25 protein-coding genes are annotated in these 24,334 nt (G+C 74.7%); 10 read left to right on the top strand and 15 right to left on the bottom strand.

Annotated elements, in window-relative coordinates; translation table 11 throughout:
* Window positions 1–40: 40 nt before the first annotated feature.
* Together ACZ6Y7_RS09540 and ACZ6Y7_RS09535 are read right to left on the bottom strand one after the other, a co-directional pair.
* On the bottom strand, window positions 41–700 hold the full coding sequence (locus tag ACZ6Y7_RS09540; RefSeq protein ID WP_465757281.1) for a response regulator transcription factor: 660 nt from the start codon (window positions 698–700) through the stop codon (window positions 41–43).
* Window positions 701–805: 105 nt separating this feature from the next.
* Complete coding sequence (locus ACZ6Y7_RS09535; RefSeq protein WP_465757280.1) at window positions 806–2,050, bottom strand: sensor histidine kinase; 1,245 nt, start codon at window positions 2,048–2,050, stop codon at window positions 806–808.
* A gap of 190 nt (window positions 2,051–2,240) precedes the next feature.
* On the opposite strand from ACZ6Y7_RS09535, the gene ACZ6Y7_RS09530 reads away from it, so the two are divergent.
* Genes ACZ6Y7_RS09530 through ACZ6Y7_RS09520 form a run of 3 tightly spaced genes read left to right on the top strand, consistent with a single transcriptional unit; the run spans window position 2,241 to window position 4,750 of the window.
* Complete coding sequence (locus tag ACZ6Y7_RS09530) at window positions 2,241–3,158, top strand: ABC transporter ATP-binding protein (protein ID WP_465757279.1); 918 nt, start codon at window positions 2,241–2,243, stop codon at window positions 3,156–3,158.
* Window positions 3,155–3,958, top strand: coding sequence for a hypothetical protein (locus tag ACZ6Y7_RS09525; RefSeq protein WP_465757278.1), 804 nt, complete (start codon window positions 3,155–3,157; stop codon window positions 3,956–3,958). Before ACZ6Y7_RS09530 ends, ACZ6Y7_RS09525 begins: the two co-directional genes overlap by 4 nt.
* 36 nt (window positions 3,959–3,994) lie before the next feature.
* Entirely contained in the window at window positions 3,995–4,750 is a 756-nt protein-coding gene (locus tag ACZ6Y7_RS09520; RefSeq protein ID WP_465757277.1) for a hypothetical protein, read from the top strand.
* Window positions 4,751–4,934: 184 nt separating this feature from the next.
* Here the strand turns inward: ACZ6Y7_RS09520 and ACZ6Y7_RS09515 are convergent, their stop codons facing one another.
* The 3 genes from ACZ6Y7_RS09515 to ACZ6Y7_RS09505 all read right to left on the bottom strand — a co-directional run bounded on the left by ACZ6Y7_RS09515 (window position 4,935) and on the right by ACZ6Y7_RS09505 (window position 7,408).
* Complete coding sequence (locus ACZ6Y7_RS09515) at window positions 4,935–5,684, bottom strand: aminoacyl-tRNA hydrolase (RefSeq protein WP_465757276.1); 750 nt, start codon at window positions 5,682–5,684, stop codon at window positions 4,935–4,937.
* 129 nt (window positions 5,685–5,813) lie between these two features.
* Entirely contained in the window at window positions 5,814–6,338 is a 525-nt protein-coding gene (locus ACZ6Y7_RS09510; protein ID WP_465757275.1) for a hypothetical protein, read from the bottom strand.
* 140 nt (window positions 6,339–6,478) lie between these two features.
* Window positions 6,479–7,408, bottom strand: coding sequence for a beta/alpha barrel domain-containing protein (locus ACZ6Y7_RS09505; RefSeq protein WP_465757274.1), 930 nt, complete (start codon window positions 7,406–7,408; stop codon window positions 6,479–6,481).
* A gap of 124 nt (window positions 7,409–7,532) precedes the next feature.
* Between ACZ6Y7_RS09505 and ACZ6Y7_RS09500 the strand changes: the two genes are divergently transcribed.
* The gene (locus ACZ6Y7_RS09500) at window positions 7,533–7,904 is read left to right on the top strand and encodes a YbjQ family protein (RefSeq protein WP_465757273.1); all 372 of its coding nucleotides are present in this window, start codon (window positions 7,533–7,535) and stop codon (window positions 7,902–7,904) included.
* Between the two features lie 219 nt (window positions 7,905–8,123).
* The gene (locus ACZ6Y7_RS09495) at window positions 8,124–9,323 is read left to right on the top strand and encodes an NAD(P)-binding domain-containing protein (protein WP_465757272.1); all 1,200 of its coding nucleotides are present in this window, start codon (window positions 8,124–8,126) and stop codon (window positions 9,321–9,323) included.
* 24 nt (window positions 9,324–9,347) lie between these two features.
* On the opposite strand, the gene paaE is transcribed toward ACZ6Y7_RS09495, so the two are convergent.
* The 8 genes from paaE to ACZ6Y7_RS09455 all read right to left on the bottom strand — a co-directional run bounded on the left by paaE (window position 9,348) and on the right by ACZ6Y7_RS09455 (window position 18,140).
* Complete coding sequence (gene paaE, locus ACZ6Y7_RS09490) at window positions 9,348–10,490, bottom strand: 1,2-phenylacetyl-CoA epoxidase subunit PaaE (protein ID WP_465757271.1); 1,143 nt, start codon at window positions 10,488–10,490, stop codon at window positions 9,348–9,350.
* Window positions 10,491–11,177: a 1,2-phenylacetyl-CoA epoxidase subunit PaaD gene (paaD, locus tag ACZ6Y7_RS09485; RefSeq protein ID WP_465757504.1), complete on the bottom strand. Its 687-nt coding sequence runs from the start codon at window positions 11,175–11,177 to the stop codon at window positions 10,491–10,493. It abuts the gene before it with no gap.
* A 26-nt stretch (window positions 11,178–11,203) separates the two neighbouring features.
* Window positions 11,204–12,109 (bottom strand): 1,2-phenylacetyl-CoA epoxidase subunit PaaC, encoded by a 906-nt coding sequence (gene paaC, locus ACZ6Y7_RS09480; protein ID WP_465757270.1) that lies wholly within the window; start codon window positions 12,107–12,109, stop codon window positions 11,204–11,206.
* A 13-nt stretch (window positions 12,110–12,122) separates the two neighbouring features.
* A complete protein-coding gene (gene paaB / locus ACZ6Y7_RS09475; RefSeq protein WP_465757269.1) occupies window positions 12,123–12,416 on the bottom strand; it encodes a 1,2-phenylacetyl-CoA epoxidase subunit PaaB in 294 nt (97 codons plus the stop codon).
* On the bottom strand, window positions 12,413–13,462 hold the full coding sequence (gene paaA / locus ACZ6Y7_RS09470; RefSeq protein ID WP_465757268.1) for a 1,2-phenylacetyl-CoA epoxidase subunit PaaA: 1,050 nt from the start codon (window positions 13,460–13,462) through the stop codon (window positions 12,413–12,415). The genes paaB and paaA overlap by 4 nt, the downstream gene beginning before the upstream one ends.
* Before the next feature lie 268 nt (window positions 13,463–13,730).
* On the bottom strand, window positions 13,731–15,212 hold the full coding sequence (locus tag ACZ6Y7_RS09465; protein WP_465757267.1) for a M20 family metallopeptidase: 1,482 nt from the start codon (window positions 15,210–15,212) through the stop codon (window positions 13,731–13,733).
* Between the two features lie 724 nt (window positions 15,213–15,936).
* Window positions 15,937–16,596 carry a response regulator gene (locus ACZ6Y7_RS09460; RefSeq protein WP_465757266.1) on the bottom strand — a complete coding sequence of 220 codons (660 nt, stop codon included), beginning with the start codon at window positions 16,594–16,596 and terminating at the stop codon, window positions 15,937–15,939.
* A complete protein-coding gene (locus ACZ6Y7_RS09455; RefSeq protein ID WP_465757265.1) occupies window positions 16,593–18,140 on the bottom strand; it encodes a sensor histidine kinase in 1,548 nt (515 codons plus the stop codon). Before ACZ6Y7_RS09455 ends, ACZ6Y7_RS09460 begins: the two co-directional genes overlap by 4 nt.
* A 261-nt stretch (window positions 18,141–18,401) precedes the next feature.
* Here ACZ6Y7_RS09455 and ACZ6Y7_RS09450 point away from each other — a divergent pair, with 261 nt between their 5' ends.
* The 4 genes from ACZ6Y7_RS09450 to ACZ6Y7_RS09435 all read left to right on the top strand — a co-directional run bounded on the left by ACZ6Y7_RS09450 (window position 18,402) and on the right by ACZ6Y7_RS09435 (window position 22,094).
* Entirely contained in the window at window positions 18,402–19,154 is a 753-nt protein-coding gene (locus tag ACZ6Y7_RS09450; RefSeq protein WP_465757264.1) for a class I SAM-dependent methyltransferase, read from the top strand.
* Between the two features lie 105 nt (window positions 19,155–19,259).
* Complete coding sequence (locus ACZ6Y7_RS09445; RefSeq protein WP_465757263.1) at window positions 19,260–20,273, top strand: aldo/keto reductase; 1,014 nt, start codon at window positions 19,260–19,262, stop codon at window positions 20,271–20,273.
* A 149-nt stretch (window positions 20,274–20,422) separates the two neighbouring features.
* The gene (locus ACZ6Y7_RS09440) at window positions 20,423–21,010 is read left to right on the top strand and encodes a TetR/AcrR family transcriptional regulator (RefSeq protein ID WP_465757262.1); all 588 of its coding nucleotides are present in this window, start codon (window positions 20,423–20,425) and stop codon (window positions 21,008–21,010) included.
* A 214-nt stretch (window positions 21,011–21,224) separates the two neighbouring features.
* The gene (locus tag ACZ6Y7_RS09435; RefSeq protein ID WP_465757261.1) at window positions 21,225–22,094 is read left to right on the top strand and encodes an ADP-ribosylglycohydrolase family protein; all 870 of its coding nucleotides are present in this window, start codon (window positions 21,225–21,227) and stop codon (window positions 22,092–22,094) included.
* On the opposite strand, the gene ACZ6Y7_RS09430 is transcribed toward ACZ6Y7_RS09435, so the two are convergent.
* Window positions 22,061–22,327, bottom strand: coding sequence for a GlsB/YeaQ/YmgE family stress response membrane protein (locus tag ACZ6Y7_RS09430; protein WP_465757260.1), 267 nt, complete (start codon window positions 22,325–22,327; stop codon window positions 22,061–22,063). The genes ACZ6Y7_RS09435 and ACZ6Y7_RS09430 overlap by 34 nt on opposite strands.
* Before the next feature lie 204 nt (window positions 22,328–22,531).
* A complete protein-coding gene (locus ACZ6Y7_RS09425) occupies window positions 22,532–22,798 on the bottom strand; it encodes a GlsB/YeaQ/YmgE family stress response membrane protein (RefSeq protein ID WP_465757259.1) in 267 nt (88 codons plus the stop codon).
* Between the two features lie 182 nt (window positions 22,799–22,980).
* Here ACZ6Y7_RS09425 and ACZ6Y7_RS09420 point away from each other — a divergent pair, with 182 nt between their 5' ends.
* On the top strand, window positions 22,981–24,246 hold the full coding sequence (locus ACZ6Y7_RS09420) for a glycosyltransferase (protein ID WP_465757258.1): 1,266 nt from the start codon (window positions 22,981–22,983) through the stop codon (window positions 24,244–24,246).
* Window positions 24,247–24,334 lie beyond the last annotated feature (88 nt).

Below are 24,334 nucleotides of genomic sequence, written 5' to 3'. Positions count from 1 at the left end.
CGCCCTACTCCGAGGGCTCGCCCTACTCCGAGGGCTCGACCTACTCCGAGGGCTCGACGAACCCCGACTCGTACGCGGCGATCACCGCCTGCGTGCGGTCCCGCGCGCCCAGCTTCGCCAGCACACTGCTGACGTGTGTCTTCACGGTCTGCACGCCGAGGAACAGCTGCTCGGCGATCTCGCCGTTGCTGAGGCCGCGCGCGACCAGCCGCAGCACCTCCGCCTCGCGCTCGGTCAGCGCCGCCCGCTCCATGGCGGCGCGGGCGGTCGGATTGCCGTGCCCGGCGGCCAGGCGGCGGATCGCGGCCGGGAACAGCAGGCTCTCGCCCGCCGCCACCAACCGGACGGCGTGCGCGATCTCGGCCGGCCGGGAGCGCTTGAGCAGGAAGCCGTCGGCGCCCGCGCGCAGCGCCTGGTAGACGTAGTCGTCGTTCTCGAACGTGGTCACGACCAGGATCCGCGGCGCCCGCTCCCCCGGTGCGCCGGGGCGCAGCAGCTCGCGGGTGGCCGCCAGTCCGTCCATCACCGGCATCCGGACGTCCATCAGCACCACGTCCGGGCGCAGCGTCCGGGCCATCGCCACCGCCTCCGCGCCGTCGGCGGCCTCGCCGACCACCCGCAGGTCCCCCTGCGCCTCCAGGACGGCCCGCAGCCCGAACCGGACCAGCTCCTCGTCGTCGGCGAGCAGGATGTCCGTCATCCCCGCACCACCCTCCCCGTGTTCCCCGTGTTCCGCCATGTGCCCCGTGCTCCCCGTGCTCCCGTAACGTCTCCCGCCGGACCCCGTCTCCGGCAAGATCATCGGTCACGCCCCCAAGCGTAGGGGCAGCCGGACGGCCAGCACCCACTCCCCGCTCCCGTCGGCCGCCGCCCCGGCCGTGGCCTCGCCGCCGAGCAGCGCGGCGCGCTCGCGGATGCCGCGCAGCCCCTTGCCGCCCTTGCGCCCACCGCCCGCCGGACGCGGCACGCCGCCGACGCCACCCGAACCGCCCGCGCCGCCGCCGGTCGTGCCGCGCGGCGCCCGGTTGGTGCAGCGCAGCTCCAACTGCCCCTCCCGGACGGCGATCCGGACGCTGAGCGGCTCCCCCGGCGCGTACTTGAGCGCGTTGGTGACGCCCTCCTGAACGATCCGGTAGGACTCGCGGGCGAGCACCCCGGGCAGCGTTCCGGTCGGCACGTCGATCCACGCCTCGACCGGACTGCCGGCCGCGCGGGCGGTGTCGAACAGCGCCGGCAGCTGCTCGATCCCGGGCTGTTCGGTGGCGGTGCCGTTCGCACCGGGCGGGGTCTCGCGCAGCAGGACGAGGGTGCGTTCGAGGTCGTCCATGGCCTGGCGCCCGGTCTCCTCGATGACCTCCAGCGCCTTGGCGACGAACACCGGGTCCCCGACCTCGCGCGCCGCGCCCGCCTGAAGGACCGTCACCGTCAGTGCGTGGCCGATGGAATCGTGCAGCTCGCGGGCCAGCCGGTTGCGCTCCAGCAGCCGTTCGGCCCGCAACTCGGCCTCCGCCAGCCGCTCCGCCGGAGACGGCCCCAACAGCCGGACCGCCATCGCGAGTTGGAGGCGACCCGCGAGCACCACCAGCCAGCCGTAGGCGAACAGCGCCACCGGCAGCAGCGGGAGGTAGCCCGGCCCCCGGGGCCCCGCCAGCAGATGACCGCCGGCGTTGACGCCGAACGCCGCGGCCATCCCGACGGCCGAGCCGAGCGCGACCCGGCCGATCAGCCAGAGGGCGGTGCGCCACCGGTCCGCCCAACCGCGGGAGGAGTCGGCGGCGATGTCCTGCTCGCGGTCGGGCACCAGCAGCAGCCGGGCCTGGATCCCCTCCGCCCGCCGCGCCGCCGGGATGAGCGCGACGAGCACCAGCAGGACGGAGTCCACGGCGACGCACTCCGCCACGATCCGGGTGAGCGTCAGCCCGACCGTCCCCGGATAGATGAGCAGGACGACACCCATGAAGACCCATCCGACCAAGAGGTGCAGGAGGCGCGCGTAGGTGACGCCGGCCAGCAGCGGCGCGAGGATCCTGGGCAGGGCGATCTTGGTCACCGCGCCATCCTCCCAGCCCAGCGGGAGTTCGCGGCTCCCGCCCGTGGTGCGACCGCGCTCCCTCCCGAGAGGGAGGCGGCGCCACTCCGCTGCGGGATCCGCCACCGGGGCCCACTCCGGTCGAATGGGACCACCGGCCGGAACCGCCGGCAGCAACGCAGCACCGAACAACCCCGGAGGGAGCGTGGCCGTGATCGAGATCCAGGGCCTGACCAAGGAGTACGACGGCCGACGTGTCGTCGATGACCTGTCCTTCGAGGTGCGCCCCGGCGTGGTGACCGGCTTCCTCGGCCCGAACGGCGCGGGCAAGAGCACCACCATGCGCCTGGTCCTCGGCCTGGACCGGCCCACCGCCGGACACGCCCTGATCGACGGCCGCCCGTACGCCGAACTGGCCGCGCCGCTGCGGCGGGTGGGCGCCCTGCTGGACGCCCAGGCCCTGCACGGCGGCCGTACGGCGCGCGGGCACCTGCGCTGGCTCGCGGCCAGCAACGGCCTGCCGGAGCGCAGGGTCGACGAGGTGCTCGCGCAGGTCGGCCTGACGGACGCGGCCGGGCAGCGGATCCGACGCTTCTCGCTCGGCATGCGCCAGCGCCTCGGAGTGGCGGCGGCGCTCCTCGGCGATCCGGCCGTCCTGCTACTGGACGAACCGGTGAACGGCCTCGACCCCGAGGGCATCCGCTGGATCCGCACCACGCTGCGCCAACTGGCCGCCGAGGGCAGGGCGGTGCTGGTCTCCTCCCACCTGATGAGCGAAATGGCGCTCACCGCCGACCACTTGGTGGTGATCGGACGCGGCCGGCTGCTGGCCGACGCCGCCACCGCCGACTTCATCGACCGGCACGGCCGCACCCGGATCCGGGTGCGCGCCGTGGACCCGGCCAAGCTGGACGCCCTGTTCACCGAGCCCGGCCACGGCCTCGACGCCACCCGGGTCGACGGCGGCGCCTGGGAGGTGAAGGGCGCCGAACCCGAGCGGATCGCCTCGCTCGCCGCCGCGCGCGGCGTGGTGCTGTACGAGATCGCGGTCCAACAGGACTCACTGGAGGAGGCGTTCATGCGGATGACCGCCGACAGCGTCGAGTACCGGGCGGAGGCGGCGGCATGAACCTCCCGGCCCCCAAGGTCCGTCCGGCCCTCCCTGTCCCCCCGGTCCTCCCGGCCCCTTCGGCCGCTGCGATCCTCCCGGTCCTCCGTGCCGAGCGGATCAAGTTCACCACCCTGCGCTCGCTCTGGATCACCCCGCTGCTCGCCGTGCTGCTCAGCGCCGGCCTCACCACGGCCGTGGGCGCCTGGCTCGGCGGCGCGGACCACAACATCGTCGACGATCCCGGCGTGGGCGTCTTCTACGGGCTCAACTTCGGCCACGTCGCACTGGCCTGCTTCGGCATCCTGCTGATCGGTCAGGAGTTCAACACCCGCATGATCGACATCTCGTTCACCGCCGTCCCCCGCCGCACCCGGCTGTACGGGGCGAAGCTCGCACTCGGAGCGCTGGTCGGCCTCGCCGTCGGGGTGGCCGGGACGGCGGGCGCCTTCGCGGGGTACGCGGCGACAGTCCCCGGGGCCTGGCACGGCCCCGCGTTCACCCGAGCCGCCGTCGCCGGGGTGCTGTACCCGCCGCTGCTGGTGGTGTTCTGCCTCGGACTGACCGCACTGCTGGGCAATCTCACCGCCGCCATGGGCCTGATCACCCCGACCGTCTTCCTGCTGTCACCGGCGCTCGGCGGCCTGCCCGGAGCCCGCGTCCTGGCCCAGTTCCTGCCCGACCGAGCCGGCCAGTACGCGCTGCACTACGTCGACGACCCGCACGTCGTCTACGGGCACTGGACCGGACTGCTGATCATGGCGCTCTGGGCCGCCGCGACCTCGTACGCCGGGCTGCGCGCCCTGCACGGCACGAAGTGAGCCCCCGGCACTCCCCCGAACGACAGGAGGACGGGCATGGGCCCGCGACCGAACGCCGACGCCCTGCGCGCCGAACGGATCAAGTTCACCACCCTGCCCTCACAGTGGGCGGCCCCGCTGGTCGCCCTGGCGCTGACCGTCGGCATCACCGCCGCCGTCAACGCCGCCTACGGCGTGAAGGACCACACGCCCGGCGAGGACCCGGCCGGCGGGATCTACTACGGCCTGCTGTTCGGCCACGTCGCCGTGGCCTGCTGCGGAATCCTGCTGATCGGGCAGGAGTTCAACACCCGCATGATCGGCGGCTCGCTCACCGCCGTCCCCCGCCGCGGCCGACTGTACGGCGCCAAGCTCGCGTTCGGCGCCGGGCTGGGCCTGCTGCTCGGGCTGGCCTCGACCGCCGGGTCGTTCCTGGTCGTCGACGCGACCGTGGGCGTGGACTTCTCCACCCCGGGCCTGTCCCTCAGCTTCCTGGCCGGCGTGCTGTACCACCCGATGCTGGTGCTGATCTGTCTCGGACTGACCACGCTGCTGGGCAACTTCAGCGCCGCCCTCGGGCTGGTCGCCCCGATGCTCTTCCTGGGCACGACCTTCCTGTCCGCCGTTCCCGGCGTCAGCGAGGTCTGCCAGTTCCTGCCCGACCGGGCCGGCCTCTACGCGATGCGCACCCAGCCCGAACCGGGCATCCACTACGGGCACGGGACCGGACTGCTGATCATGGCGCTCTGGACGGCCCTCTCGGTCTACGGCGGCCTACGGGCGCTGCGCCGGTTCGAGGCCTCCGGCACCTGACACGGAGACCACACGGAACGGGAAACAGGGACCAGGTAACAGCTGACAGTCGACAGATAACAGCTAACAGATGTTGAAATCTGTCAGCTGTTATCTGTCATCCGTCCGCTGTCGGTTGTCCCCGTCGTCTCACCGTCCGTCACCACCGTCAGGGCGCCGTCCGCCGCCCACCCGACGGCTCCCCTCACCGCAGCGCCGGGTGCTCCGCGATCACCGTGCAGCTGCCCGGGGCGATCTCGGTGAAGCCCGCGTCCTGGACCACCGGCAGCCCGCTGCCGACCAGCTCCTCCCACGCCTCGGGCGTCGCGGTCCGCACCGCCAGCGCGAAGCCGGACTCCACCCACTCCTTGCGCCGCGCCTCGTCCAGCCGCCACCAGGCGAGCTGCGCGGCGTGCCCGGTCTGGGCCATCGTCTTGCCCGCGCTCATCTCCAGCTCGGGGTTGAGCCACAGCACCGGCAGCCCCGGCTCGGGCTCACTGACCTCAGCGGTCTCCTCCAGGTCCGTCCCGGAGACCTGCAGCTTGGCGAGCTCCTTCGGCCAGCCGTCCAGCGGAACCGGCGGGAACACCCGCACCTCCGCCTCCCGCCCCTGCACGGTGACGCCCGGCAGTTCGCCCGCCCGACGCCACTCCCCGCCCCGGGCCCGCCGGACCACCTTGCGGATCCGGGCGTCCTCCCAGGCCGCGACCCGCTCCGCCCACTCGCCGTCCGGCCCGGTCACCCGGGGGTCGGCCAGCAGGGTGAGCACGGCCCTGGCCGAGGTCTCCAGCGCGTCCGTCCGCCCGGGCGGGGTCGCCCGCTCCATCCGAACGAGCAGCGGCAGCACGTACTGCGGTCGCGCGTCCCGGTCCCCGACGGCCGGAGAGTGGCCGGGATCGGCGTCGGGTGCACTGGACGAGGAAGCGGAAGCCGGGGCGTCGAACGGAGAAGTCACCCGTCCAGGATGCCAGCCCGCCCCCGACGCACTCCTCCCACCCCGTCCCGCCCCACTCGACCCTGGCGCGGCCCCTCCCGGGCCACTCCCGGCCCCGTCCGGCATGTCGGGCCGCCCCACGGCCCCGGTTCAGCGCAGCCGCTGCCGCAGCTCCTCCACGGCCGCCCGGATGCCCGCGCTGTAGGCGTCCCCCGGCAGGACGTCCAGGCTGCGCACGGCCCGTTCGAGCTGCTCGCGCGCGAGGTCGGGCTCGCCGAGCTTGAGGTGGTCCGAGGCCAGGTTCAGGTGCAACGAGGGGTAGAAGGCGCGCACCTGGAGGGCCGCCTCGTAGGTCTGGGCGCGCTCGGCGGTCAGCGAGTCGGCGGCGGCCAGGGCGCGCCGGTCCCACTCCAGCTCCGCTCGCGGGTCGTCCTGCAGATCGGCCAGATAGTGCGCCAGCACGCACCGGTGGAAGACGTCCTGCTCGCCCAGCTCCTCCCACAGCGCCTCGAAGCTGGCCCGAGCCTCGGCCGTCCGTCCGCGCTGCGCCGCCCGTACGCCGTCCAGCCCGAGCGCGATCCGGGCCAGCTCCGGCTCGTCGGCACCGGGCTGGGCCTCGTCGGCGTCGGCGGGACCGGTCGAGGACACCTCGGGCATACCAGGCACATCGGACATGCCCGCAGCCTAGCCGCCCCGCCCTGCCCCGGCCCACCCGCCGGACCGCCACCCCCCGCACCTCCGAACCCATGGCCTCTGCCCCCGGCCCCCGGCCCCCAGCGCCCGCAGCGGGCCCCCGGCCCGGGCCCGACGCCCGGTCAGCGCCGGTAGCCCCGCTGGGGGTCCCGCTCCTCCGCGTCCTCGTACGTCAGGAACCAGCCCTCCGGGTGCGTGGCCGCGAGCAGCATCTCCGTCCGCTGCTCGGCGGCGAGCTCCGGGTCGCCGTCGTCCGGCCCGTAGACGCCGAACAGCTCGTCGTGGCAGCCGTCCCAGTCGTAGTCGTAGAGGTCGGCCGGAAGGTCGCCCATCATGTCCGCCACCGATTCGGGCTGTGCGCCGAGCAGTGTCCGGGCGTCGACCAGTGCCATCCGCAGCGCGATCTCCTCGGCCAGGCAGCGCGGCAGCGGCCACTCGCCGAGCGCGAGGTCGTCGGCGAGGTCGTCGAAGGCCCGGGCCATCGTGCGGCGCCAGCCCCGGTGCAGCCGCCAGGTGCGCTGGGGCAGCCGGGCGAAGACCGTCCAGTCCGGGTCCTCGCCGTCGGAGACGGCCTCGTCCCCGTGCTCCTCGAGGTCGTCGTAGGCGGCGTCGGCCAGGCCGAGCAGTTGGGCGTGGAGCAGGCAGGCGGTGCGTGGGGTGAGGGTCCAGTCCGCGCCCGCGCCGCCGTCCTCCTCCTCGCTCTCCAGCGGGAACAGCTCGGCGAAGTCCGGGGTGAAGTCCTCGGTCACGCTGATCTCCAGCGTGCCGCCCATCGCCTCGACCCCGGGGATCGCGGCGACCAGCCGGTCCGGGTGGAGCAGCGCGCCGAGCGCCGCGTTGGCGTCCTCGGCGACCTCGCGCAGCAGTTCGCGGCGCTGGCCGGCCGGATCGATGCCGTCGAAGTCCAGCTCCTCGACGGCCCTGATCGCGGCCGCGCGCAGGGCCGGCCAGTCGGTGATCCGCAGGCCCAGCACCACCGTCGCCTCGATCTCCTGCGCACCGGAGTCCTCCGCCGCGCCCGGCCCCTGTGGATGATCGCTTCGCTCGCCCATGGGGCTACGGTACGGCTTTTCGGCCGCCCGATCACCGGTCGGGACCACCTTGCGGAAGCCTTCTCGGCCACCGCCCGGCCCCGCCTCGGTCACTCGGACGCACGACATGGGCAGGATGACCCCCATGGCTGACATCAACGAGTACGGCGGCGGGCAGAGCCCGAACGCCGACGTCCTGGTCGTGACCACCAACGACATCCCCGGCTACCGGGTCGACCACGTGATCGGCGAGGTCTTCGGGCTGACCGTCCGCAGCCGCCACATCGGCAGCCAGATCGGTGCCGGTCTGAAGTCGCTGATCGGCGGCGAGCTGCGAGGCCTGACGAAGACCCTGGTCGAGAGCCGCAACGAGGCGATGCAGCGACTGGTCGAGCAGACCAAGGCCCGTGGCGGCAACGCCGTCCTGATGATGCGCTTCGACGTGACGGAAGCGGCGGACGTCGGCACCGAGGTCTGCGCCTACGGCACGGCCGCGGTGATCTCCCCGCTCGCCTGACACCGCCGCGCCCCGCCGCCCCACTCCGCCTCCAAGGCCCCGAGCCGGGACCCGGGCCGGGGCCGAGGGCGGAACCGAGGGCGGGACCGGCGGGAACAGGCGCGGGGAACGGGCGTCGGGAACAGCCGACGGCTTCCCCGATGTTTCACCTTCGTGACTGTTTACGGTGCAACGAACGACGACAGCGCAACGGTCGACCGTGCGGGTACGGCGCAGCGCGTGGACGTCCTGGTGGTGGGCGCCGGGCAGGCCGGACTGTCCGCCGCCTACCACCTGCGCCGCCGCGGCTTCGCCCCGTACCGGGCGGGTGTCGACGGCGGCTTCGTCGTGCTCGACGCGAACGCCGGGCCCGGCGGCGCCTGGGCGCACCGCTCACCGTCCTTGCGGATGGCCACCGTGCACGGCTTCCACGACCTCCCGGACGCCGCACTCCCGCCGGCCGACCCCGAGGCCCTCGCGCGCGTGGTGGTGCCGGGGTACTTCGCGGCGTACGAGGCCCGGCACGCGCTCCCGGTCGTGCGCCCGGTGGTGGTGCGCGCCGTGCGCGCCGAGTCCGAGCGCCCCGATGCCCGGCTGCTGGTCGAGACCGATCGCGGCACCTGGTCCACCCGCGCGCTGATCAACGCCAGCGGTACCTGGACCCGCCCGTTCCTCCCGCACTACCCGGGCCACTACGCCGGCCGCCAGTTGCACTACGCCGAGTACCGCGGCCCCGGGGAGTTCGCGGGCAAGCGCGTCCTGGTGGTGGGCGGCGGCGCCTCGGCGATCCAGGTGCTGTCCGAGGTCGCGGCGGTCGGCGAGACGGTCTGGGTCACCCGCTCCGAGCCCGTCTTCCACGAGGGGCCGTTCACTCCCGAGTACGGGCGCGCGGTGGTCGCCAAGGTCGAGGAGCGGGTCCGGCAGGGCCTGCCGGTGCGCAGCGTGGTGAGCGTGACCGGCCTCGGCCCGTCCGTCGCCTACCGACGCGCCGAGGAGCTGGGCGCGCTGGACCGCCGGCCGATGTTCGACCGCCTCACCGAGCGCGGCGTCGCCTGGGGCGACGAGGAGCTGGCGGTGGACGCGATCGTCTGGGCCACCGGCTTCCGGCCCGAGGTCGGCCACCTCGCACCGCTCGGTCTGCGCTCCCCGGGCGGCGGCATCGCGCTGACCGGCACCCGCGCCACCGCCGATCCGCGCGTCCACCTGGTCGGCTATGGCCCGTCCGCCAGCACCATCGGCGCCAACCGGGCCGGGCGCGCGGCCGTCAACGACCTGGTCAGGCTGCTCGGCGACCCGGTCCTGCGGGACCTCCCGGCCGACCCGGCCAACCCGACCGACCCGGCCAACCCGGCCGACCTGGCCAACCCGACCAACCCGACCGACCCGGCCGACCCGGCGCAGGTTCCGACGCCGCGCCGGCCCGTCCCGACGGCCGTATGACGGCCGCCCGACGCGCCGGCCCGCTCAGCGGTCGTAGTCGACCGTCACCCGGTCGGTGACGGGGCGTGCCTGGCAGGTGAGCACGTAGCCGGCGGCCAGTTCCTTCTCCTCCAGGGCGAAGTTGCGGCGCATCTCCACCTCGCCCTCGGTGACCAGGGCCCGGCAGGTGCCGCAGACCCCGCCCTTGCAGGCGAACGGCAGGTCCGGCCGGGAGCGCTGGGCGCCGTCCAGGATGGATCGGTCGCGCGGGAGGCAGAGGGTGCTGCCGCGGCCGTCGAGGACGACGGTGACCTCGCTCTGCGGGCCGCCGTCCGTCCGGTCCGGGCCGTCCGTGCGGTCCCAGTCCTCGTCGCGCTCCGGGAGCGGCTCGTCCTCGGCGTGGAACAGCTCCTGGTGCACCCGCTCGGCCGGGACGCCCAGCTCGGCGAGCAGCTCCTTCGCCCCGGCGACCATGCCGAACGGGCCGCACAGCCACCAGTGCCCGACGCTCCCGACGTCCACCAGCGCCGCCAGCAGCGCCCGCACCCGCTCCGGGTCGAGCCGGCCGCTGAGCAGCTCGGCGTCCCTGGTCTCCCGGGACAGCACGTGGACCAGCTGGAAGCGGCCGAGGTAGCGGTCCTTCAGGTCGGCCAGCTCGTCCGCGAACATCACGGTGTCGCTGCGGCGGTTGCCGTAGAGCAGGGTGACGGTGGAGCGGCGGTCGGCGGCCAGCACGGAGCCGGCGATCGACAGCATCGGGGTGATGCCGGAGCCGGCCGCGAGCAGCACGTGGTCGGCGGGGACGCCGAGTTCGGGGCTGAAGAGACCCGACGGCGTCAGGACCTCCACCTCCTCGCCGGACCGGGCCTCGCGCACCAGCCAGCGCGAGAACAGCCCGCCCGGCACCTCCCGGACGGCGATCCGCAGCGGGCCGCCGGCCGGGGCACAGATCGAGTAGGAGCGGCGCTCGTCGGCGCCGTCCACCAGCTTGCGCAGCGTCAGGGTCTGCCCGGGGCGGAAGGCGTAGTCCTCCGCCAGCTCCTCCGGCACCGCGAAGGTCACCGCCACGGCGTCCTCGCAGAGCCGCTCCACCCGGTCGATCCGCAGCCGGTGGAAGGTGGGGCGGCGAGCGGGGCGGATGCCGGCCGCCTGGGTGTCGGCGAGGGCGGGCGAAACGGCGGCGGACATTCAGATCTCCTTGACGCGTTCGAAGGGCTCCCGGCAGGCGCGGCAACGCCAGAGCGCCTTGCAGGCGGTGGAGCCGAAGCGGGACAGCTCCTCCGTCTGCGCGCTGCCGCACAGCGGGCAGCACACCCGGCGGTCGACGGCACCGGTGGCCGTGGAAGCGCCGGCGGCCGTAGCGGGGGCGGTAGCCGTGGCGGTGGCGGTGGCCGTGGCGGGGTCGGTAGCCGTGGCGGGGGCGGCTCGGGTCGGACCGAGGGCCAGCGGGACCGGCCCGGCCGCCCGCACGGCCGAGGTCGGGCGCGGCGGGGCGATGCCCGCCTCGGCGAGCTTGCGGCGGCCCTCCGCCGTGATCAGGTCGGTGGACCACGGCGGGTCGAGCCGCAGCCGCACCCGGACGTCCGGGTATCCGGCCGCGCGCAGCCGGCGGTCGACGTCGGCGGCCATCTCGGCCACGGCGGGGCACCCCGAGTAGGTCGGGGTCAGCCAGGCGGTGACGACGCCGCTGCCGCCGTCCACCTCGACGTCCGCCAGGACGCCCAGGTCGGCCAGGGTCAGCATGGGCAGCTCCGGGTCCGGAACGCCCGCGGCGACCGCCCAGGCGAGGTCACGGGTCGTGCCGACGGCTTCCGTCCCCGCGTCGCCCGCAGACCCTACGGCGCCCGCAGGGCGCGCGGAGCCCGCCGTGCCCACGGCGCCCTCGCCGACCCGGCCGCCGGTCACCACGTCGCCCCGGGGTGCGCGCGGGCCACCACCTGCAACTCGGCGAGCAGCGGACCGAGGGCCTCGGTGTGCACGCCGTCCCGACCGCCCCGGCCGAGGACGGTGGCCAGCGGCGGAACGTCCGGCACGGCCAGCCCGGCCTCGGCGAGGACGGCGGCGAGCGAGCGCAGCACCGGCTCGCGCAGGGTAGCCGGGTCGACGCCCACCCGCAGCTCCACCGGGTGCGCGGTGAACAGCTCCTCCAGCAGCGGCCAGACCGCGTCGAGCCCGGCCTGCATCCGCTCGGCCGAGTACGGCGTGCCGTCTCCGAGGCGCAGCGTCCAGGCGGTGGCGTACTCGCGGTGGTACGCCAGCTCCTTGACGCCCCGGGTGGCGACCGCGGCCAGCACCGGGTCTGGGTGCGCGCTCAGCGCCTCGTACAGGGCGCCGCGCGCGGTGGCGAACAGCAGCAGCCGGGCGATCGAGTACGCGAAGTCGCCGTTCGGGGTCTCCACCATCCGGACGTTGCGGAACTCGTGCTCCTCGCGCCAGTACGCCAGGTCGTCCTCGGTGCGCCCGGAGCCGTCCGCCTGGCCGGCCCGGGTGAGCAGCAGGCGGGCCTGGCCGAGCAGGTCGAGGCCCAGGTTGGCGAGCGCGACCTCCTCCTCCAGCTCCGGTGCCCGGGTGCACCACTCGATCAGCCGCTGGGCGAGGACGAGGGCGTCGTCGCCGAGCATCTGGCAGTAGGCGGCGAGGTCCGCGCCGTCCGTCCCGGCGGGCAGGGCGGTGTCCACGCCGAGCAGCGGGTCGGCGAAGCCCGTGCCGTACGCCCAGCGGCCCTCGCCCTCGGGGCCGGGGGTGGCCTCGGCGAGGCTGAGGTAGACGTGGTCGTCCTCGGTGGTGGACGTGGTGTGGTCCTGCATGGTGGTTCCCCCGTCAGATGTGCGGGACATCCTCGGGGATGTCGTAGAAGGTCGGGTGGCGGTAGACCTTGTCGCCGCTGGGCTCGAAGAACGGGTCGCGCTCGTCCGGGGTGGAGGCGGTGATCGCGTCCGAGCGGACCACCCAGAGGCTGACGCCCTCGTTGCGGCGGGTGTAGAGGTCGCGGGCGGCGAGCAGGGCCATCCGTTCGTCGGCCGCGTGGAGCGAGCCCACGTGGACGTGGTTCAGGCCGCGCCGGGGGCGCACGAACACCTCGTACAGCGGCCAGCCGGCCTTGGACTCGGTCACTTTCCGTTCTCCTGTTCGGTGGCGGGCGGGGCGGACGGCCGGTCGGGCTGCCCCGCGGACTGCTCCGCGGCCTGGCCCGCGGTCTGCTCCGCGGCGCGCTTGGCGGCGTAGGCGACGGCCGCCTCGCGGACCCAGGCGCCGTCCTCGTGGGCGGCGCGGCGGCGGTCGATGCGCTGGGCGTTGCAGGGGCCCTGGCCGCGGATGACCCGGTTCAGCTCGGACCAGTCCGGCTCGCCGAAGTCCCAGCCGCCGCGCTCCTCGTTCCAGCGCAGCTCGGGGTCGGGGAGGGTGACGCCCAGGTGCTGGGCCTGCGGGACGGTCATGTCGACGAACCGTTGGCGCAGCTCGTCGTTGCTGTGCCGCTTGATCCGCCAGGCCATCGAGCGGGCGGAGTTCGGCGAGTCGGCGTCCGTGGGGCCGAACATCATCAGCGACGGCCACCACCAGCGGTCCACCGCGTCCTGGACCATCCGGCGCTGGCCCTCGGTGCCGCGCATCAGCGTCATCAGGAGCTCGTAGCCCTGGCGCTGGTGGAAGGACTCCTCCTTGCAGATCCGCACCATCGCGCGGGCGTACGGGCCGTAGCTGCAGCGGCAGAGCGGGACCTGGTTGCAGATCGCCGCGCCGTCCACCAGCCAGCCGATCACGCCGACGTCGGCGAAGGTGAGGGTCGGGTAGTTGAAGATCGAGGAGTACTTCTGGCGGCCGGAGATCAGCTTCTCGGTGAGCTCGGCGCGGTCGACGCCGAGGGTCTCGGCTGCGGCGTAGAGGTAGAGGCCGTGGCCGGCCTCGTCCTGGGCCTTGGCGAGCAGGATGGCCTTGCGGCGCAGCGAGGGGGCCCGGGTGAGCCAGTTGCCCTCCGGCTGCATGCCGATGATCTCGGAGTGGGCGTGCTGGGCGATCTGGCGGATCAGGGTCGCCCGGTAGGCGTCGGGCATCCAGTCCCTGGGCTCGATCCGCTGCTCGGCGGCGATGACCGCCTCGAAGCGCTCCTCCGGTGTCTGCGCGGGGACCTCCTCGGCCACCTCTGTTGTCACCACGGTCACCTCTCGCGTCCCGATCCTCGCGCACTCGCGCCCCAACCGACTGACCGTTCGGTCGGTACCATTCTGCGTGGCGGGGTGGAGGCATGGCAAGGCGCGGAACAGATAACAGCTGACAGATTTCGAAATCTGTCAGCTGTTATCTGTCATCTGTCATCTGTTAGCTGTTAGCTGTTAGCTGTTAGCTGTTAGCTGTTAGCCGACTGTCGGCCGACATCCGTCGGCTGGTAACCGTCGTCCGGACGTCCCGAGCACCGACCGGCGTCGCCCGTCACCCCTCCGCACGGTCGCGCAGTCGCGGCAGCGGCACGGCGAGGAGTGCCGCCAGCAGCGCGATCCGGGGAGCGATCTGGTCCAGCCGGATGTGTTCGTGCCGGGCGTGGGCACCGGCGCCCACCGCGCCGAAGCCGTCCAGCGTCGGCAGTCCGCGCGATCCCGGCAGGTTGGTGTCCCCCGCCCCACCCGCGGGCGCGCCGTCCAGCTGCTGCCCGAGCACCGCGGCCAGCGAACGCACGTGCCGCAGCAAGGGATTGCCCGTCCGCTCGGGCCAGGCCGGGCGGCTGGACAGCACCTCCGTCCGCACCCGCGCCCCCGGGCGCAGCGCGGTGAGCCGGGCGAGGTGGTCGAGCGTACGGCGCTGCGCCTCCGCGGTGGAGAACCGCAGACCGAGCTCGGCCTCGGCCCGGCCCGCGACCACGTTGGCACGCGAACCGCCGCTGATCCGACCGGCGTTGAGCTCCGTTCCGGGCTGGCCCGCGAGGCCGCGGACGAGCACGAGTTGATCCACCAGCTCGTCCACCGCCGACACCCCGTCGTGCGCGTCGTTGCCCGCGTGTGCCTCCCGCCCGGTCACGGTGAGCCGGACCCGGGTACTGCCGCGCCGCGCGGTCTTCAGCCGACCGTCGGGGTGCGGCGGTTCGAGCCCCAGCACCGCCGCGGCGCCGCGCAGTTGGCGCTCGACCAGGCGCCGCCCGTCCGGGCTGCCGACCTCCTCGTCGGAGACCACGACCAGGCGAACGGTCCGGTGCGGGCGCTCCCCCAGGTCTGCGAGCAGCGCCAACGAGCCCTCCAGGATGGCGAGTCCACCCTTCATGTCGACCACGCCGGGGCCGGTGAGCCGCCCGTCCTGCTCGGTGACCGGCCAGTCCGCCAGGGTGCCGACCGGCCAGACGGTGTCGTGGTGGCCGACGATCAGCAGGTGCGGCAGGGACTCGTCCCGCCCCTCCCACTCCAGGACGAGGTGGTCACCGGCCGGGCCGGGCTCGCGTCGGGCGGTGGCCCCGGTGGCACGGAACCCGGCGGCCAACTCCTCGGCGAGGGCGTCGAGTCGGGGCGCGTCCCCACTGGGCGACTCGATCCCGGCCAGGTCGGCACAGCGGCGTCTGACGGCGCCGGCGAGCGTACGGGCGCGGGTGCTGAGCGCCTGCGGCAGACCGGGCAGCGCCGCGGTGACCGCGCCGTTCACGGCAGCGGCAACGGTGGCGGCAACGGAGGCCGCGGGGCTGCCCGGTGTAGTGGTCGGTGAGGCGCCGGCGGTGCCGGCGCCGGTCGCCACGGCTGCGGTCGGGCCCGGGTCCGTCGTGACGGCGGTGGCCGGGACGCCCGGCGCGGTGGCGGCGGACGCGGTGGCGGCGGGCGCGGTGGCGGCTCGAGTTTCGCCGTCGGTCGCGGCCGGGACGGAGACCTCGTCCCGCTCGGCGATGTCCACGTCGGTGCCCGGCGCGGCCGACGGCCCGACGATCTGGGGACTCAACGCTCGCCTCCGCGGCCGCCGCCGGTATTCAGCGGCCGTACCGGCCGACCGCTCCCGCCGGGGTACCCGGCCCGACCGGAGCGCACCGTGCGGCCGGGATGATCGGCGGCCCGGTTGATCGGTCGGTCTGGCCCAAGTGCGGTGGAACGGCTGGGCGGCGTGCTTGGCATTGCGTCCTCCTCGCTCGATCCGGTGGCCCCGGTCCGCCCGGAGCCCCGTGGACGGCGGCCTCCTGGCGGCGGGCGCGAAGGCCGGACCGCCGCAGGGAAGCCGAGATGTGAGCCTAGAAGAACCGTTCGGTTTCCTGCGAGGTGGCCCTGCTCCCAGCGTGCCGGTACCGGGCCCGGCCACGGACACCCGCCGGAGAACGGCGACGGGCGCACGGCACGCGGGCCTGGATCGGCGCGCGGGCGCGGTCGCCGGATCGCGCCCATCTCCACCATGGACCCGCCGCCCGAGTTCGGCAGCGCAAACCGCCAAGGCACGGCATTTCCACGCCGGATGGGTGACAGCGGCTCAGCATGCGGTACGAACCGGGAGCACGCGGCGGCTCAGGGGAGCCCGGTCCGGCACCCGGCTTGATTCCGGGGAAACGTCCGGGGAACACCCGTGTGACCACCGGCCGGTGCGATGCCCCGACGAGCCCGCCGTGCGCCGCTCCCCAAGGTCGGGCCGGCACCGCGTGCACCGGGCCGGACGCGTCGCGACGCGGCGGGCCGCGGGTTCAGGCACCGTCCCCGACCAGCCCGGCATCGCGTGCCAACAGCGCGGCCTGGACCCGGTTGCCGACATCGAGCCCGGTCAGGATCCGACTGACGTGCGCCTTCACGGTGCTCTCACGCATCCCCAGCACGCCCGCGATCTCCGCGTTGGAGAGCCCGTCGGCGAGTTCGCGCAGCACGTCGGTCTCGCGCGGAGTGAGTCCGGCCACCCGGCCGCGGGCCGCGATCGAACGGGGCGCGCCCACGCGGTGGTAGCGGTCGATCAACCGCCGCGCGGCCGCCGGGTGCAACATCCCCTGCCCGCCCGCGACCACGTGCACGGCCCGGGCGATCTCCGCGGGCGGAGTGTCCTTCAGCAGGAAGCCGTCGGCCCCGGCGGCGAGTGCTTGGTACACGTACTCGTCCAGGTCGAAGGTGGTGAGCGCGATGACCCGCGGGGCGTCGGGCAGTTCGCGCAGCCGCCGGGTGGCGGCGATGCCGTCGAGCCGGGGCATCCGGATGTCCATCAGCGCGACGTCGATCCGCCGGCTCCCGGCGAGTTCGACGGCCTGGAGCCCGTCGGCGGCCTCGGCGACCACGGCGAGCGCCGGGTCCTGGGCGAGCAGGTCGACCAGGCCGAGGCGGACCAGCGCGTCGTCGTCGACCACCATCGTGCGGATCATGCCTCGTCCTTCGGCTGGTGCTCCGGCCTGCTCGGTGGCCTCGCCGGCTCGGGCGGTAGGGGCGGTAGGGGTGGTTCCGGTGGCCTCGGCGGCTGGGACGGGCTCAGGGGTTCGGACGGGCTCGGCGGCGGATACAGCGGCTCCGGTCGGTCCTCGCGGTCCTCGCGGTCCGAGCGGTCCTCGCGGTCCGAGCGGTCCGAGCCGTCAAAGCGGGCCGAGCGGTCCGGCCGGTCCGGGCGACTCAGCGGCTGCGGCGGCCGGCCCGGCGCGGGCAAGCGGGCGGAGAGCCGGAAGCCTCCGCTGCCGTCCGGGCCAGCGTCGAGGTGTCCGCCGAGTGCGCCGACCCGTTCGCCCAGCCCCACCAGGCCGTACCCGCCGCCTGCGAGCGGACCGTCCGGCGGCGCCTCGCCCGGGCCGTTGCGGACCTCGACGGTCGTCGCCGGAGCCCCGTAGCCGACCCGGACGGTGACGGGCGCGGCGGGCGCGTGCTTGCGGGCGTTGGTCAGTGCCTCCTGGACCAGGCGGTGCACGGCCAGCCGGTGGGTGGTCGGAACCGCCTCCGGATCCCCGGAGAGGGCCAGCTCGACCCGCTGCCCGGCCCCGGTGGCCTCGCCGACGAGGTCGGTGAGGTCACACAGGGCGGGCGCCGGAACGGACCCGCCGACGGGTATGGGTACGGATGCCGGTTCGGGCATCCGGGCGGGCCCGAGCACCGTCCGCGCGGACGGCCCGCACCTGGTGGCCGAGGGGGGCGACGGCGCCGACGAGGTCGACGGGGCCGGCACATCCGCCCGCAGCGCCCCCAGGACGTCCCGCAAGTCGTCGAGCGATCGGGCGGCGGTGGTGCGCAGCAGTTCGAGGCGGTGGGCGAGCCGGTCCGGGTCGGCGGCGACGGTACCGGCCCGGGCCTGGTCCCGGAGCACCCCGGCGTGCAGCACCAGCAGGCTGAGGCGGTGGGCGAGTACGTCGTGCATCTCCCGTGCGATCCGGGCGCGTTCGGCGGACCGCGCGTGCTCGGCACGCAACTCGCGCTCGCGGCGCAGCACGTCGACCTGTTCGCGCAGGGTGCGGATCAGCACCCGTCTGCCGTGCAGCCATAGGCCCACCGCCAGGGTGGCGGCTTGGACGAGGAGTTGGGAGCCGGTGGTGCCCGCCCAGCCGACCAGGGATTCCGGGCCCGTCACGTCGACCACCTCGACGGCGCCGCCGACCGCCGCGATGACGGCGCCGGCGGCCGTCGCCGGGCCGATGCGACCGAGGTAGGCGAGGTGGAAGACGCTGAACAGGCCGGGGAACGCCCGGTTGAACAGCCCGGCCGTGAGCACCGGTAGCACGGCGGAGGCGACCGGGTGGCGGCGGGCCAGGACCAGCGAGAGCGAGGCGAGCGCGGCCACGACCGTTCGCGGCACGCGCAGCGGACCGTCCGCGCGGAGCCACTGGACCAGGGCTTCCTCGGTCGCGAGGGCGAGCACGCCGACGAGCAAGGCGCTGTCCGTCCAAGGCCGGTGGCCCGGGCCGTACCAGCCGAGCAGGCTCCGGCCCATGGCGGTGCCTCCTCTCCTCGTCCGCTGCCGGTCATCCACGCAGTCACCCACGCAGTCATCCACGCAGTCACCCGCTCGGTCACCCGCTCGGGGCGTCGCCTCGGGCCGTCTCCTCGGGTCGTCCGCTCGGGCTCGATGCTAGGCGCGCCCGGGTCCGCGGCGCCTCCGTCTTCCGGCCAACCGCACCCTCGACTTCCGTCGGGGGTGCCCGTCGCTGACCGGCCGATTCGCCCCGCTCCCGCCCTCCCTAGCGTCGACCGCATGACCGACGAACAGCTCATCCGACGCCCCAAGTCCATTTCCGTTTCCCAAAGTTCGGTCCCTGGCAGCGATCGCCTGCTGTTCCTGGCCGAAGCGCTGCGCACCTTCCACGACACCGGCGCGATGGCGCCGAGCGGCCCGGACCTGGTGAACGCCCTCGTGGTGCCGGCCATGAGCCGCCCGGACCGCCCGATCTCGGTCCTGGAGGTCGGCGCCGGCACCGGCGTGGTGACCCGCCGGCTGGTGCACGTGCTGCGGCCGGGAGACCGCTTGCACGTCGTCGAGGCGAACCCGCGGTTCGCGGACCGACTGCGGCAGGACCCGGTCCTGGCCGCCCGCCACCCCGCGGTGGGGCTGCGGCTCTCGGCCTGCCGGGTCGAGGAGCTGCCGCGGGGGCGTCCGGCGACGGCCGGAGCGGACCCGGAGGAGCCCGGGGAGCGGTACGACGCGATCGTGTCCGGGCTGCCGTTCACCAACTTCCACCCGGCCCGGGTCCGCGAACTCCTCGACCTCTACCTGCGGCTGCTGGCACCCGGCGGCGAGCTGACCTACTTCGGGTACCTCGGGACCACGGCGGCGCGCACCCTGACCTCGGGGCCCCGCCGGGGCGCCCGCCACCGCGCGGTGGTGCGAGTGCTGCGGCAGTTCGAGGCGACGTACGGGCTGGGCCGGCGAACGGTGTGGCGCAATCTTCCGCCCGCCCGCGCCCACCTCCTCCGCGCCCCGGGCGGGCGGGCCGGTCCGAACAGATGACAGATGACAGACGACAGCGAACAGATTTTGAAATCTGTTCGCCGTCGTGCCATAGTGGCACCCGGGCCGCCCTGCGCCCGCCCGCCCCGGACCCCGGAGTGCCCCATGTCCTCGACCACCCGCCCCGCCCAGCATCGCCTCGGCGCCACCGGCCCCGTCACCTCCATGCTCGGCCTCGGCTGCATGGGCATGTCCGACATGTACGGCCCCGCCGACGAGGCCGAGAGCATCGCGACCATCCGCGCCGCCCTCGACGCGGGGATCACCCTCCTCGACACCGGCGACTTCTACGGCATGGGCCACAACGAACTGCTGATCCACGAGGCGCTGCGCGGTCGCGACCGCGAGAGCGTGCAGATCAGCGTGAAGTTCGGCGCCCAGCGCGGCCCGGACGGCCAGTGGCTCGGCTACGACGCGAGCCCGGCCGCGACCAAGACCGCTCTCGCCTACACCCTGCGCCGCCTGCGCACCGACCACGTCGACGTCTACCGCCCCGCCCGGCTCGACCCGAAGGTCCCGGTCGAGGAGACCATCGGCGCCATCGCCGACCTGGTGAAGGCCGGCTATGTCCGGCACATCGGCCTCTCCGAGGTCGGTGTCGACACCCTGCGCCGTGCCGCCGCCGTCCACCCGATCAGCGACCTGCAGATCGAGTACTCGCTGCTCTCCCGCTCGATCGAGGCCGCCATCCTCCCGGCCGCGCGCGAGCTCGGCGTCGGCATCACCGCGTACGGCGTGCTCTCGCGCGGTCTGCTCAGCGGCCACTGGAGCCGGGAGCGCGCGCTCGCCGGCACCGACTTCCGCGGCCACAGCCCGCGCTTCCAGGGCGAGAACCTGACCCACAATCTGGCACTGGTCGAGGCGCTGCGCGCGATCGCCGCCGCGAAGGGGGCTAGCGTCGCCCAGGTCGCGATCGCCTGGGTGGCCTCGCGCGGCCAGGACGTCGTGCCGCTGGTGGGTGCCCGTCGCCGGGAGCGCCTGACCGAGGCCCTGGGCGCCCTCGAGGTCACGCTGACCGAAGACGACCTCGCCGCCGTCGAGGCGGCCGTCCCGGCGGGCGCCGCCGCGGGCGACCGGTACGCTGCCGCCCAGATGGCCCACCTGGACAGCGAGCGCTGACCAGCCCCGGGCCGTCGGTACCTGTACCGCCCACGAGCCGCCGGCACCGGCCGGCACCCACCGGTACCGGCCGCCACCGACCAGTACCGCCCAGCACCGACCAGCACCGACCAGCACCGACCGACCGCACGACCCTAAGGACGGACCCCGTGACCACGGACACCGCACTCACCGCCGACCAGATCCTGATCGCGGCGGAGGACGTCCTCCGGCGGTTCGGCCCGGCCAAGGCCACCGTCGTCGACGTCGCCCGCATCCTCGGCGTCAGCCACAGCAGCGTCTACCGCCACTTCCCCAGCAAGGCCGCCCTGCGTGAGGCCGTCACCCAGCGCTGGCTCGACCAGGCGCACTTCGAGCTCGCGGCCATCTCCACCGAGAGCGGCCCGGCGGCCGACCGGCTGCGCGCCTGGCTGACGACGCTCTTCGCGGCCAAGCGGAAGAAGGCGCTCGACGACCCGGAGCTGTTCGCCACCTACATGGTGCTGGTCGACGAGAACAGCGGCACCGTCGAGGCCCACATCGACACCCTGGTCGACCAGATCGCGCAGATCGTCCAGGACGGCATGGACGGCAAGGAGTTCAAGCTCGCCCACATCCGCAACACCGCCCGGGCCGTGTTCGACGCCACCGCGCCGTTCCACGACCCGGCGTACGCGGCCACCTGGTCCGCGGCCGGTGCCGACGACCGCTTCGACGCCGTGTGGAAGCTCGTCCTCGGCGGCCTGAAGGCCAAGTGACGCGCGGCTCGCGGTCACCCGCGGAGCACGGACGACCGGGGCGCCGACGGCCGGAGGGAAATCCGGTCGCCGGCGCCCCGCCCGTCCGCCAGACTGGCCGCCCGCCGTCGATCTCACCCGGAGGATGACATGTGTGCGGCCGGTCCGGCCCTGGACAGCCTGCAGGGGCTCGCCCTCGGCGACGCCTTCGGCGACCGCTGGTTTCTCGGTCCCGGTGGACGAGGCGTCCGCGGCGCTGGCAGCCCGCCTGGTCCGCCGCGCGCCCTGGCACTGGACGGACGACACCGCGATGGCACTCGTGCTGGTGCGCCACCTGATCACCCACGGCGAGGTCCGACAGGACGCGCTGGCCGGGGAGTTCGCCGCCGAGTACGCGCGGCAGTACGGGCGCAAGTACGGCCCGTCGATGCACCGGGTGCTGCGCGGGATCGGGGCGGGCGGGGACTGGCGCGCCCTCACCTCGGGCCAGTTCGAGGGCCAGGGCTCGTACGGGAACGGGGCCGCCATGCGGGTCGCCCCACTGGGTGCCTGGTTCGCCGACGACCTGGCCCAGGTGGCCCGGCAGGCCGAACTGCAGGCGCTCACCACGCACTTCCACCCGGAGGCGGTGACCGGCGCGGTGGCGGTCGCCCTCGCGGCCGCGTTCGCCGTCCGGAGCCGGGGCGAAACCCCGCCCGGCCGCGCCGAGTTGCTGACCGAGATCGCCGGACGGTTGCCGGAGGGCGATGTCCGGTCCGGGCTGCGGCTCGCCGCCCGGCTGCCCGCGCACACCAGCGTCCGGCACGCCGCCCACGTGCTCGGCTCCGGGGCTTTGATCTCCGCCCCGGACACCGTCCCGTTCGCCCTCTGGTCCGCCGCCGGGCACCCGGACTCGCTGAGCGAAGCCGTCTGGCACACCCTGGAGGGCTGGGGCGACCTGGACACCACCTGCGCGATCGCCGCCGGTGTGGTCGCCGCCCGCACCGGGCTCGCCGACGTCCCGCCCGCCTGGCTCACCGCCCGCGAGGACCTGCCGGACTGGGTCGCCGAGGCGACGACGGCGGCTGCGGCTCAGCGCCGGACGACGCGGTACAGCACCCCGTAGAGGAACAGCAGCACCACCGCGCCCCCGATCGCCGACACCCAGGTCGTCAGGTCGAGGAAGCTCACCTTCACCGTCCTGTGCATCCAGTGCGAGACGATCCAGGTGCCCACGTAGGACCCGGCGATGCCGATCAGGGTGGTGCCGATCAGCCCGCGCTCACCACGCCCCGGCATCGCCATCCGGGCCAGGGTCCCCGACACCAGGCCCAGCACGATCCACGCCATCCAGCTCATCCGTCGCCCCTCGCGTCATCGGCGTGACGGCCCCGTCGAGACTCCGGGCCCGGACCGAAGGACGCGGGAGGGCGCCCTCTGGTTTCCGGCGCGCGGGACGACCGACGCGAACCGGCCACTCCCGGACGGCCCGACTCCGGGCGGCGCAGAGCGCCGGTGCGCTTCCGGTGCCGACACCGGAAGCGAAGCCGCCGCGACAGCCGGTCAGCGGCGCGAGTTGCCGAACAGCAGCCGGTAGACGATCAGCAGCACCAGGGCTCCGCCGACCGCCGACATCCAGGTCGCCCCGTCGAAGAAGTGCGCGTTGATCGAGCGGTGCATGAAGTGCGAGGCGATCCAGCCGCCGACGAAGGATCCGGCGATGCCGATCAGGGTGGTCACGATCAGGCCGCCCGGGTCCTTCCCCGGCAGCAGCAGCTTGGCCAGCGCTCCCGCGACCAGACCGAGCACGATCCACGCGACGATGCCCATCCGTCCATCCCTCCCGTCCCGGCGTGACGGCCCCGTCCCGCACGCTCTGCCCCGAAGGACGCGACCGCCCGCCCCGCGGTTCCGACGCTCGGGACCGGAGGTCCTGAACCGGCCACCGCCCTCCCGCTCCGGCCGCGCGTGGCGTCCTACCGGCCGGCCCGCCGCGCCGGAATACTGCGGCCATGCGCATCCTGATCGCCACCGCGGGATCCCGGGGCGACGTCGCCCCCTTCACCGGGCTCGGGGGCCGCCTGCGGGCGGCAGGCCACCAGGTGGCGGTCGCCACCCACGCCACCTTCGCCGAATCCGTACGGGCGGCCGGGCTGGAGTTCCGTCCGCTGCCCGTCGACCCGCGCGCCGAACTCGCCTCCGACCAGGGCCGACGGCTGCTGAAGGCCGGGAGCGGACCGGCGGTGGTCCTCCAACTCCTGCGACTCGGCCGGACGTTCATGCCGGCACTCGGGGACGGCATCGTCGAGGCCGTCGCGCTCGGCACCGACCTCCTGCTGACCACCAGCACCACCAGCGCGCTCGGTCAGGTCGCCGCCGAGGCCGCCGGCATTCCCACCGTCGGGCTGTTCCTCCAACCCCTGTCCCCTACAGGCGAGTTCGCGCCAGCCGTCACGGGCACCCGGTCACTCTCCCGGCCCGGCAACCTGCTCGCCGGGCACGCCGTCCAGGCCGCGACCGACCAGCTGTTCGCCCCGGCCGTCCGCGCGCTGCGCCACCGGCTCGCCCTGCCGCCGCTCCGCATCGCCCGGGCCCGGCGCGAGCACCCCGTCCTGCACGGCTTCTCGCCGACCGTCGTCCCGCGCCCGGCCGACTGGCACCCCCGGCTGGACGTGGCGGGCTACTGGTGGCCGGCCACCGAGCCGGACTGGCAACCCCCGGCCCGGCTCGTCGACTTCCTCACCGCCGGCCCGCCGCCGGTCTTCGTCGGCTTCGGCAGCCTGGTCGTCCCGGACCCCGAGCGGCTCACCGCGACCGTCCTCGCCGCCGCCCGTACCGCCGGGGTGCGGCTCCTGCTGCAGGCGGGGTGGAGCGGCCTGGCAGCCGGGGACTCGGACACCGTGCTGACCATCGGCGACACCCCGCACGACTGGCTGTTCCCCCGGACGGCCGCCGTGATCCACCACGCCGGTGCGGGCACCACGGCCGCCGCCCTGCGCTCCGGAACTCCCACCGTGCCGGTGCCCGCCCAACTGGACGCCCCGTTCTGGTCCGCCCGGCTCACCGCCCTCGGCGTCTCACCCGGCCCCGTCCCCCTGCGCGCCCTCACCCCGGCCCGCCTCGCCGCCGCCCTCCGCGAGGCCCTGGACGACCCCCGCTACCGCGCCCGCGCCCGCGCCGTGGCCGCGACCCTCGCCGCCGAGGACGGCGCCGCGAAGGTCCTGGCCGCCGTCGAGCGCGCCGAGGGAGGCGGGCGGGCGCCGACGACGAACGGCTGACGAATGACAGATGACAGATTTCGAAATCTGTCATCTGTCATCTGTTCGCCGTCATCTGTGCACTGCCGCCTGTCCGCTCAGCCCGCTC

The organism is Kitasatospora sp. NPDC053308 (genome assembly GCF_055585785.1).
Note: the sequence above shows the minus strand (reverse complement) of the source record. Positions and strands in the feature narration are given on the sequence as shown.

Bases quoted from the DNA above. Each gene is read 5' to 3' on its own strand.
- ACZ6Y7_RS09540 (WP_465757281.1), bottom strand. From the start codon at position 700: ATGACGGACATCCTGCTCGCCGACGACGAGGAGCTGGTCCGGTTCGGG.
- ACZ6Y7_RS09525 (WP_465757278.1), top strand. From the start codon at position 3,155: ATGAACCTCCCGGCCCCCAAGGTCCGTCCGGCCCTCCCTGTCCCCCCG.
- ACZ6Y7_RS09520 (WP_465757277.1), top strand. From the start codon at position 3,995: ATGGGCCCGCGACCGAACGCCGACGCCCTGCGCGCCGAACGGATCAAG.
- ACZ6Y7_RS09510 (WP_465757275.1), bottom strand. From the start codon at position 6,338: ATGTCCGATGTGCCTGGTATGCCCGAGGTGTCCTCGACCGGTCCCGCC.
- ACZ6Y7_RS09505 (WP_465757274.1), bottom strand. From the start codon at position 7,408: ATGGGCGAGCGAAGCGATCATCCACAGGGGCCGGGCGCGGCGGAGGAC.
- ACZ6Y7_RS09500 (WP_465757273.1), top strand. From the start codon at position 7,533: ATGGCTGACATCAACGAGTACGGCGGCGGGCAGAGCCCGAACGCCGAC.
- paaE (WP_465757271.1), bottom strand. From the start codon at position 10,490: ATGTCCGCCGCCGTTTCGCCCGCCCTCGCCGACACCCAGGCGGCCGGC.
- paaC (WP_465757270.1), bottom strand. From the start codon at position 12,109: ATGCAGGACCACACCACGTCCACCACCGAGGACGACCACGTCTACCTC.
- ACZ6Y7_RS09460 (WP_465757266.1), bottom strand. From the start codon at position 16,596: ATGATCCGCACGATGGTGGTCGACGACGACGCGCTGGTCCGCCTCGGC.
- ACZ6Y7_RS09455 (WP_465757265.1), bottom strand. From the start codon at position 18,140: ATGGGCCGGAGCCTGCTCGGCTGGTACGGCCCGGGCCACCGGCCTTGG.
- ACZ6Y7_RS09450 (WP_465757264.1), top strand. From the start codon at position 18,402: ATGACCGACGAACAGCTCATCCGACGCCCCAAGTCCATTTCCGTTTCC.
- ACZ6Y7_RS09445 (WP_465757263.1), top strand. From the start codon at position 19,260: ATGTCCTCGACCACCCGCCCCGCCCAGCATCGCCTCGGCGCCACCGGC.
- ACZ6Y7_RS09430 (WP_465757260.1), bottom strand. From the start codon at position 22,327: ATGAGCTGGATGGCGTGGATCGTGCTGGGCCTGGTGTCGGGGACCCTG.
- ACZ6Y7_RS09425 (WP_465757259.1), bottom strand. From the start codon at position 22,798: ATGGGCATCGTCGCGTGGATCGTGCTCGGTCTGGTCGCGGGAGCGCTG.
- ACZ6Y7_RS09420 (WP_465757258.1), top strand. From the start codon at position 22,981: ATGCGCATCCTGATCGCCACCGCGGGATCCCGGGGCGACGTCGCCCCC.